Origin of the sequence: Streptomyces solincola (assembly GCF_002982015.1) — a bacterium.
In the GTDB taxonomy this organism is placed as follows: Bacteria; Actinomycetota; Actinomycetes; order Streptomycetales; family Streptomycetaceae; genus Streptomyces; species Streptomyces solincola.
The window spans coordinates 1-8,962 of record NZ_PVLV01000178.1 but is presented as its reverse complement, the minus strand read 5'-3'; the positions used below and the strand labels follow the sequence as shown (position 1 = coordinate 8,962).

The window sequence follows — 8,962 nt, the reverse complement described above, 5'->3', positions numbered from 1 at the left end:
GCCCCCTACCCCTCCCGTGATCGCGGTATACCGCGACCGCCCCGTGCCCGATACACCGGCCTTGTCCCCGGCCGCCGCCGCAAGGAGCTCCCGCTTCGGCACGCCTCCGCCCCCGTCTACGCGCAAAGAATTCACACCTCGTTCGCCACCGACTCCTTCTCTTTGACGTGACCATGACTCCATGCTGGTTCCGTCGTGGAGCGATCCCACGACCGGGCCGCCCGACTCCCCGAGCACCACACCCCTGTGCCGTACGGAGGTCACGCATGCGCCAGAGATCCGTCCCGCTCCTCGCCGCCGCGCTCGCCCTGCCCGCCACCCTGTTCCTGGGCGGCACCGCGTCCGCCGCCCCGGCCGACAAGCCCCAGGTCCTCAGCTCCTGGACGCAGACCAGCGCGTCCAGCCACAACGCCTGGGCCGCCGCCCGCGCCAACCAAGGGGCCTGGGCCGCCTACGGGTTCGACTGGTCCACCGACTACTGCTCCAGCTCGCCCGACAACCCCTTCGGCTTCCCCTTCTCCACCGCCTGCGCCCGGCACGACTTCGGCTACCGCAACCACAAGGCCGCCGGCATCTTCCCCGCCAACAAGGCCCGCCTCGACTCGGCCTTCTACGAAGACCTCAAGCGGGTCTGCGCCCGCTACTCGGGCGCGACCAAAACCTCCTGCAACTCCACCGCCTGGACCTACTACCAGGCCGTCTCCATCTTCGGAGTCGCCCCGGCCGACACCCCTGCGAAGACCCCGGCCGCCTGACGCCCCACCGGCGAGTTCCGCGCCGCGGGCAACTCCCCGGCCGCCCGGCTCGTCTCCCTCTACGGCCCCGTCACCCCGAAGGCGGGGCCGGTCGAGAGGGACGAGGAGCGAGAACATGCTGATCACCGGCGGACGAGTGCTCACGGGCTCGGGGGCCTGCCTGGAGGACGGGGCCGTCCTGGTCGGAGGCGGCGCCATCGCCGCGGTGGGCCCGCGCCGGGAGCTCGAGGCGCGGACCTCGCCGACCACACCCCGGCTGGACTTCACCGGGACGATCCTGCCCGGCCTCATCGACGCCCATGTCCACCTGGTCTTCGACGGCGGCACCGACCCGGTGGCCGCCCTCGACGCCGCCACCGACGACGACCTGCTCGCCGCCATGCGGGAGCGGGCCGGAAGGCTCCTGCTCAGCGGCGTCACCACCGCCCGCGACCTCGGCGACCGCGGGTGCCTCGCCCTGAGGCTGGCCACCGAGATCGCCGACGGCCGCACCCCCGGGCCGCGCCTGGTCGCGGCCGGCGCCCCCGCCACCACCGTCGGCGGGCACTGCCACTTCCTGGGCGGCGAGGTCACCGGCGAGGCCGAGATCCGCGCCCTGGTGCGCCGCAACCTCGCCGCCGGCGCGGGCGTCGTCAAGGCGATGGTCACCGGCGGCGGCCTCACCAAGGACGGCCCGAAGATCCACGAGAGCCAGTTCACCCCCGGCGAGCTGGCCGCCCTGGTGGACGAGGCGCACCGCGCCGGCGTGCCGGTGGCCGCCCACGCGCACGGCGCCGCCGGCATCGAAGCGGCCGTCGAGGCCGGCGTGGACACCATCGAGCACTGCACCTGGATGACCGAGGACGGCCTCGACCTACGCGAGGACGTGCTGCGCCGCATCATCGACGAGGGCATCGCCGTCTGCCCCACCGTCAGCCCCCACTGGCGCACGCTCCCCCGGCTCTTCGGCGAGGAGCGCGCCCGCGCCATGTTCGACACCGTCCGCCGCCTGGCCGAAGCCGGGACCACCCTGATCGCCGGCACCGACGCGGGCGTCCAGCGCGCCGGCTTCGACGGCCTGGCCTCCGCCCTCACCTTCTACGCCCACCTCGGCCTCGGCCACGCCGACATCCTGGACATGGCCACCACCCACGCGGCCACCGCCCTGGGCCTGGGCGGCACCACCGGCAAGATCGCCCCCGGCTACCGCGCCGACCTCCTGGTCGTCGACGGCGACCCGCTGACCGACCTCGCCGCCCTCACCGCCGTCCGGGCCGTCTTCACCGCCGGCCGCCGCCACGAACCGTCCCCGGCCTCGTCCGGCGCCTGACCCGCGACTGTCCCCCAGGCGGTGACGGCCGTCCGCTCCGGCTCGTTGTCCCAGGCGCCACCCACCAGACGCCCCCGGAGCCGCCCATGCCCACGCCCCCCGGCGAGGCCGCCGACGCCGACACCTTCCCGGCCGTCTGCGACCACACCCATCTCTTCCCGGGCGCCGCCTCCGCGTCCAGGACCTGCCCGACCCGGCCTCCTTCGCGGCCCGGCCCCATCCGATCGAGGTGGATCTGCGCTTCTCCGACGGAGTGATCGTCGACGCCGAGCTGCGCACCGGGGAAACCGACGGCCCTCTTCTCGCCGTCCCCGCCCACACCACCGCCGCAGGCACCGCCGTGGCAGCCCGCATCTGGACGGTCCGCGATTCGCGCCACCTGAACGAGGGAGAAGTCGAACTCCGGATCGGCGGCCGGAGGATGAGCTGATGCCGACGCCCGGGCAATCGGCGCTGAGCGCGGACCGGGGCGGGCGGATCGATTTTCCGTAGGTGTGGTGGGGCGGGTGGGACTCGAACCCACGGCCGACGGATTATGAGTCCGCTGCTCTAACCGGCTGAGCTACCGCCCCTCACGGCGCGTCGCGTACATGTGTGCGCGTCGTCTGCCGCAGCATAGCCGGTCATACGATCTCCTGCTCCGGCTGGTCGGCCATGCCTGACCTTGAAGACTCCGTGGTGCGGCGGGCGGTTCCCACCTGGGGGGAACGGCTTCGGGAAGATCGCCGGAGCGGGGGCGGAAACGACGAAGAGGGCCGCTGGCGGCCCTCTTCGTCTGGGAGCTCCCCCGGCTGGACTCGAACCAGCAACCCTCCGGTTAACAGCCGAATGCTCTGCCAATTGAGCTACAGGGGATCGCGCTCCCCCGACTGGACTCGAACCAGTAACCTGCCGGTTAACAGCCGGCTGCTCTGCCAATTGAGCTACAGGGGATTGCTGCGGTGCATCGAACGTACCCGCCGGGGTGCTCCCGGGGGGCGGGCGCTCGCTGCGACACATACATTAGCGCAAGCAGGGGGGTGCTCCGCCAATCGGTTCCCGGGGTGATCCCCGCCCCTGACGGGTAGGCGGTCAGCACCGACGCCGACGGAAGGGTGGCAGCCATGCGTTACAAGCTGAGTTTCGTGGTGGGAGTGGCTCTGGGGTACGTCCTCGGGACGCGCGCGGGGCGGGAGCGCTACGAGCAGTTGCGCAAGCAGGCGCGGCAGTTCTCGCAGAACCCCGCGGTGCGCAACGCGGCCGAGTCCGCCGCGCAGACCGGGCGGGAGGTGGCCGGCAAGGCGCTGCACACGGTGAGCGACAAGGTCGGCGACCGGATGCCGGAGTCGGTCGCCGAGCGGGTGCGGTCGCTGAAGGAGCGCTCCCGGACGGGCGAGGACGAGTGGGGGACGACCAACACATAGCCCCGTCCACCGGGCCGTCCGTCGACCCGTCCCACCGACCCGTCCACCGCGGCGGGGCGTGCGGCAGAATCTAGTGTCATGGGGATAGTCGCCGGGTTGGACAGTTCGTCGGGATTCACGCGCATCGTCGTCTGCGACGCGGACACGGGCGCGGTGCTGCGGCAGGGGTTCGCCTCGCACCCGGGGATGGACGCGGCGCCGAAGGCGACGGAGGTCGATCCGCAGGCATGGCTGCTGTCGCTGGGCGAGGCGGCGTCGGGCGGACTGCTGGAGGGCGTGCAGGCCATCGGGGTCTCCGCCCAGCAGCACGGGCTGGTGCCGCTGGACCGGCAGGGCGCGCTGGTGCGGCCCGCCCTGGTGGGCAACGACAAGCGGGCGCAGGTGGCGGCCGCCGACCTCGTGGAGGGGTTCGGCGGCCGTCAGGCGTGGGCGGAGGCGGTGGGCTGCGTGCCGCAGGCGGCGCAGCCGGTGGCGAAGCTGCGCTGGCTGGCGCGCACCGAGCCGGAGGCGGCGGCCCGGGTGGCGATGGTGCTCCAGCCGCACGACTGGCTGGTGTGGCAGTTGCTGGGCCGCCCGGTGCGGCGTACGACGGACCGCGGGGCGGCGTCGGGCACGGGGTACTGGTCGGCGGGCAGCGGCGCCTACCGGCCGGATCTGGTGGAGCTGGCGCTGGGGCACCAGGCGGCGCTGCCGGAGGTGCTGGGTCCGGCCGAGGCGGCCGGGACGACGCCGGAGGGGCTGCTGATCTCGGCGGGGACGGGCGAGACGATGGCGGCGGCGCTGGGGCTCGGCCTGGAGGTCGGGGACGCGGTGGTGTCGCTGGGGGCGTCCGGGTCGGTGATGGCGGTGCACCACGAGGCGCTGGCCGACCCGAGCGGGATGATCACCTCGTTCGCGGACGCGACGGGGATGCATCTGCCGGTGGTGTCGACGTCCAACGCAGTGCGGGCGCTGCGCGGCACGGCGGAGATGCTGGGTGTGGAGGGGCTCCAGGAGCTGTCGGCGCTGGCGCTGAAGTCCACGCCGGGCGCCTCGGGGCTGGTGCTGCTGCCGTATCTGGAGGGTGAGCGCACCCCGCACCTGCCGCACACCGCGGGGACGCTGAGCGGGCTGCGGCGGGAGTCGATGAAGCCGGAGCACCTGGCGCGGGCGGCGTTCGAGGGGATGCTGTGCTCGCTGGCGGAGGCGATGGACGTGCTGCGGGGCCGGGGCGTGCGGGTGCGCCGGGTGTTCCTGCTGGGCGCGGCGGCGGAGCTGCCGGCGGTGCAGGCGGTGGCGCCCGCGGTGTTCGGCGCGCAGGTCGTCGTCCCCCAGCCGGCCGATTACGCGGCGCTGGGTGCGGCCCGGCAGGCGGCCTGGGCGCTGGGGGTGTCCCAGGGCAGGCTGTCGCCGCAGGCGCCGCCGGCCTGGCAGGGGGCGTCCGCGCAGGTCTTCGAGGCCGGCGAGGAGCTGGCCGGGGGGCAGGCGGTGCGCCAGCAGTACGCGGCGACGCGCGAGCAGCTCCACCCGGGGGCGTTCTCCTGAGCCTTCCGGAGGCTCCTCGGTCCTGTCCGACCGGACCCGGCGGACCGCTCCCCTTGCCGGCGGCGGGCAAAGAGCGTCAAAACCGAGTCGTGGTCGGGGGCCGGTCCGGGCGATAGTTGAGCCGTGCTCAGACAACTACTCCGCAACCACCTGGGGCCCTACCGGCGGCCCATAGCCCTGCTGGTGGCGCTTCAGTTCCTCCAGACCTGCGCCACCCTCTACCTGCCGACGCTGAACGCCGACATCATCGACAATGGTGTCGTGCGCGGCGACAGCGGCTATGTGCTGCGCTTCGGGGCGCTGATGATCGCGGTGTCGGTGGCGCAGGTGGTGTGCAGCATCGGCGCGGTGCGGCTGAGCGCGCGCACGGCGGCGGCGCTGGGCCGGGACGTGCGGGCCGACGTCTTCGCCCGGGTGCAGTCGTTCTCGTCGCGGGAGGTGGCGGCGTTCGGCGCGCCGTCGCTGATCACCCGGACGACCAACGACGTCCAGCAGGTGCAGATGCTGGTGCTGATGGCGTTCACCGTGATGGTGTCGGCGCCGATCATGTGCGTCGGCGGGATCGTGCTGGCGCTGGGCCAGGACGTGCCGCTGTCGGCGGTGCTGCTGGCCGTGGTGCCGGTGCTGGGGCTCTCGGTGTACGCGATCGTGCGCCGGATGCGGCCGCTGTTCCGGATGATGCAGACCCGGCTGGACACGGTGAACCGGGTGCTGCGCGAGCAGATCACCGGCAACCGGGTCATCCGGGCGTTCGTCCGGGACGGCTACGAGCGGGAGCGGTTCCGGGGCGCCAACGAGGACCTGACCGAGATGTCGCTGGGCACCGGCCGGCTGATGGCGCTGATGTTCCCGGTGGTGATGACCGTGGTGAACGTCTCCAGCGTGGTCGTGGTCTGGTTCGGGGCGCACCGGATCGACTCGGGCGGCATGGAGATCGGCGCGCTGACGGCGTTCCTGGCGTATCTGATGCAGATCGTGATGGCCCTGATGATGGCCACCTTCATGTTCATGATGGTGCCGCGGGCCGAGGTGTGCGCGGAGCGGATCGAGGAGGTGCTGCGCACCGAGTCCAGCGTGGTGCCGCCGCTGAAGCCGGTGACGGAGCTGGACCGGGCCGGGCACCTGGAGGTGCGCGGCGCGGACTTCCGCTATCCGGGCGCCGAGGAGCCGGTGCTGCGCGGGGTGGACCTGGTGGCCCGCCCGGGCGAGGTGACGGCGGTGATCGGTTCGACCGGCAGCGGCAAGTCGACGCTGCTGGGCCTGGTGCCGCGGCTGTCGGACGTGACCGGCGGCGAGGTGCTGGTGGACGGGGTGGACGTGCGGCTGCTGGATCCGGGGGTGCTGGCGCGGATCGTGGGGCTGGTGCCGCAGCGCCCGTACCTCTTCTCCGGGACGGTGGGCTCCACGCTGCGCTACGGCCGGCCGGGCGCGAGCGACGCGGAGCTGTGGCACGCGCTGGAGGTGGCGCAGGCCGCCGACTTCGTACGGGGTCTGGAGGGCGCTCTGGAGGCGCCGGTGTCGCAGGGCGGGACGAACTTCTCCGGCGGGCAGCGCCAGCGGCTGGCGATCGCCCGCACGCTGGTGCAGCGCCCGGAGATCTACCTGTTCGACGACTCGTTCTCGGCGCTGGACTACACCACGGACGCGGCGCTGCGGGCGGCGCTGGCGGCCGAGACGGCGGAGGCGACGGTGGTGATCGTCGCCCAGCGGGTGTCCACCATCCGGGAGGCGGACCGGATCGTGGTGCTGGACGAGGGCCGGGTGGTGGGCGTGGGCCGCCACCACGAGCTGATGGCGGAGAACGAGACGTACCGGGAGATCGTGCTCTCCCAGTTGACCGAGGCGGAGGCAGCCTGATGGCGGGGCCGGCGGGACGGATGATGGCGGGCGGCGGGCCCGACCAGCGTTCGACGGACTTCAAGGCGTCGGGCAGGCGGCTGCTGGCGCAGCTCGCCCCGGAGCGGCTGACGCTGTGGCCGATGCTGCTGGCGGGCGCGCTGGGCGTGGCGCTGTCGGTGGTCGGCCCGTTGATCCTGGGCCGCGCCACCGACCTGGTGTTCGCCGGGGTGGTGGGCCGCCAGACGCCGGCGGGCGTGTCCAAGGACCAGGTGGTGGCCGGGCTGCGGGCGGAGGGCGACGGCGGTCTCGCGGACATGCTGTCCGGGGTGGCGTTCACCCCCGGGCAGGGCATCGACTTCGCAGCGGTGGGCCGGGTGCTGCTGCTGGCGCTGGCGGTGTACGCGGGGGCGGGGCTGCTGATGCTGGTCTCCTCCCGGCTGTCGATCCGGGTGATCAACCGGACGGTGTTCCGGCTGCGCGAGGCGGTGCAGCACAAGCTGGAGAAGCTGCCGCTGGCGTACTTCGACCGGGCCAAGCGGGGCGAGGTGCTCAGCCGGGCGACCAACGACATCGACAACATCGCGCAGACCATGCAGCAGACCATGGGGCAGCTGGTGAACTCGCTGCTGACCATCGTGGGCGTGCTGGTGATGATGTTCTACGTCTCGCCGCTGCTGGCGCTGGTGGCGCTGGTGACGGTGCCGCTGTCGGTGGTGGTGGCCACCCGGGTCGGCAAGCGCTCGCAGCCGCACTTCGTGCAGCAGTGGCGGGCCACCGGCACGCTGAACGGCCACGTCGAGGAGGCGTACACCGGGCACGCGCTGGTGAAGGTGTTCGGCCGGGGCGGCGAGGCGGCCGAGGAGTTCCGCGAGCAGAACGAGGAGCTGTACGAGGCGTCGTACCGCGCGCAGTTCAACAGCGGGATCATGCACCCGCTGATGATGTTCATCTCCAACCTCAACTACGTGCTGGTGGCGGTGGTCGGCGGGCTGCGGGTGGCCTCCGGCGCGCTGTCCATCGGCGACGTGCAGGCGTTCATCCAGTACTCGCGGCAGTTCTCCATGCCGCTGACCCAGGTGGCGTCGATGGCCAACCTCGTGCAGTCCGGGGTGGCCTCGGCCGAGCGGGTCTTCGAGCTGCTGGACGCCGAGGAGCAGAGCCCGGACGGGGCCGGCGGCAAGGCGCCGGAGGAGGAGCCGGCCGGCGGCGGGCGCGTGGTGCTGGAGCACGTGGCGTTCCGCTACGACCCGGAGCGGCCGCTGATCGAGGACCTGTCGCTGGCGGTGGAGCCCGGGCAGACGGTGGCGATCGTCGGTCCGACGGGCGCGGGCAAGACTACGCTGGTCAACCTGCTGATGCGGTTCTACGAGGTGACCGGCGGCCGCATCCTGCTGGACGGCGCCGACATCGCCTCGATGCGCCGGGAGGAGCTGCGGGCCCGGATCGGCATGGTGCTCCAGGACACCTGGCTGTTCGGCGGGACCATCGCGGAGAACATCGCCTACGGGGCGCCGGCCGGCCGCGAGGTGACCCGCGCCGAGATCGAGGAGGCGGCGAAGGCCGCGCACGCCGACCGGTTCGTGCGCACCCTCCCCGACGGCTACGACACGGTGGTCGACGACGAGGGCGCGGGGGTGAGCGCGGGCGAGAAGCAGCTCGTCACCATCGCCCGGGCGTTCCTGTCCGACCCGCGCATCCTCATCCTGGACGAGGCCACCAGCTCGGTGGACACCCGCACCGAGGTGCTGATCCAGAAGGCGATGGCCCGGCTCGCGCACGGCCGGACCAGCTTCGTCATCGCGCACCGGCTCTCCACCATCCGGGACGCCGACGTGATCCTGGTGATGGAGGACGGCGCGATCGTCGAGCAGGGTTCGCACCGCGAGCTGCTGGCCGCCGGGGGCGCGTACGCCCGGCTGTACGCGGCCCAGTTCGCCCAGGCGGTCGCGGAGGTGGACTGAGGGCGGTGGCCGGGGCGGGATTAGGGTGAGCGGACGCCCGCCCCGTCCGACCGGGGGCGGGTGACGACCGCAGGGGGACGAAGCATGGGCGAGGGGCAGCGGCAGGACGGTACGCCGGAGGGCGGGGCCGCCGGGACCGGCGGGACGGGGATCGCGCTGGGGCTGGGCGTC

General features: G+C 73.2%; 7 protein-coding genes and 3 tRNA genes. 7 read left to right on the top strand and 3 right to left on the bottom strand.

Translation table 11 applies throughout. The annotated features are described in order from the left end of the window. The first annotated feature begins 266 nt into the window (after positions 1 to 266). The 3 genes from C6N75_RS13265 to C6N75_RS32110 all read left to right on the top strand — a co-directional run bounded on the left by C6N75_RS13265 (position 267) and on the right by C6N75_RS32110 (position 2,494). On the top strand, positions 267 to 755 hold the full coding sequence (locus tag C6N75_RS13265) for a phospholipase (RefSeq protein ID WP_105869086.1): 489 nt from the start codon (positions 267 to 269) through the stop codon (positions 753 to 755). Positions 756 to 870: 115 nt separating this feature from the next. Then, positions 871 to 2,064 (top strand): amidohydrolase family protein, encoded by a 1,194-nt coding sequence (locus C6N75_RS13260; RefSeq protein WP_105869085.1) that lies wholly within the window; start codon positions 871 to 873, stop codon positions 2,062 to 2,064. A gap of 229 nt (positions 2,065 to 2,293) precedes the next feature. Then, entirely contained in the window at positions 2,294 to 2,494 is a 201-nt protein-coding gene (locus C6N75_RS32110; RefSeq protein WP_322888051.1) for a hypothetical protein, read from the top strand. 65 nt (positions 2,495 to 2,559) lie between these two features. Here the strand turns inward: C6N75_RS32110 and C6N75_RS13250 are convergent. The 3 genes from C6N75_RS13250 to C6N75_RS13240 form a co-directional block, all read right to left on the bottom strand. Further along, a tRNA-Ile gene (locus tag C6N75_RS13250) sits at positions 2,560 to 2,636 on the bottom strand. A 210-nt stretch (positions 2,637 to 2,846) separates the two neighbouring features. Continuing rightward, positions 2,847 to 2,919, bottom strand: a tRNA-Asn gene (locus tag C6N75_RS13245). A 5-nt stretch (positions 2,920 to 2,924) separates the two neighbouring features. After that, positions 2,925 to 2,997 (bottom strand) — tRNA-Asn (locus C6N75_RS13240). 170 nt (positions 2,998 to 3,167) lie between these two features. On the opposite strand from C6N75_RS13240, the gene C6N75_RS13235 reads away from it, so the two are divergent. From C6N75_RS13235 to C6N75_RS13220, 4 genes are all read left to right on the top strand, one after another. After that, on the top strand, positions 3,168 to 3,467 hold the full coding sequence (locus tag C6N75_RS13235) for a hypothetical protein (RefSeq protein ID WP_105869084.1): 300 nt from the start codon (positions 3,168 to 3,170) through the stop codon (positions 3,465 to 3,467). A 78-nt stretch (positions 3,468 to 3,545) separates the two neighbouring features. After that, entirely contained in the window at positions 3,546 to 4,991 is a 1,446-nt protein-coding gene (locus tag C6N75_RS13230; RefSeq protein ID WP_105869083.1) for an FGGY family carbohydrate kinase, read from the top strand. A gap of 123 nt (positions 4,992 to 5,114) precedes the next feature. Then, complete coding sequence (locus tag C6N75_RS13225) at positions 5,115 to 6,848, top strand: ABC transporter ATP-binding protein (RefSeq protein ID WP_105869082.1); 1,734 nt, start codon at positions 5,115 to 5,117, stop codon at positions 6,846 to 6,848. After that, the gene (locus C6N75_RS13220) at positions 6,848 to 8,791 is read left to right on the top strand and encodes an ABC transporter ATP-binding protein (protein WP_105869081.1); all 1,944 of its coding nucleotides are present in this window, start codon (positions 6,848 to 6,850) and stop codon (positions 8,789 to 8,791) included. The genes C6N75_RS13225 and C6N75_RS13220 overlap by 1 nt, the downstream gene beginning before the upstream one ends. Positions 8,792 to 8,962 lie beyond the last annotated feature (171 nt).

Bases quoted from the DNA above. Each gene is read 5' to 3' on its own strand.
- C6N75_RS13260 (WP_105869085.1), top strand. From the start codon at position 871: ATGCTGATCACCGGCGGACGAGTGCTCACGGGCTCGGGGGCCTGCCTG.
- C6N75_RS13235 (WP_105869084.1), top strand. From the start codon at position 3,168: ATGCGTTACAAGCTGAGTTTCGTGGTGGGAGTGGCTCTGGGGTACGTC.
- C6N75_RS13230 (WP_105869083.1), top strand. From the start codon at position 3,546: ATGGGGATAGTCGCCGGGTTGGACAGTTCGTCGGGATTCACGCGCATC.
- C6N75_RS13265 (WP_105869086.1), top strand. From the start codon at position 267: ATGCGCCAGAGATCCGTCCCGCTCCTCGCCGCCGCGCTCGCCCTGCCC.
- C6N75_RS13220 (WP_105869081.1), top strand. From the start codon at position 6,848: ATGGCGGGGCCGGCGGGACGGATGATGGCGGGCGGCGGGCCCGACCAG.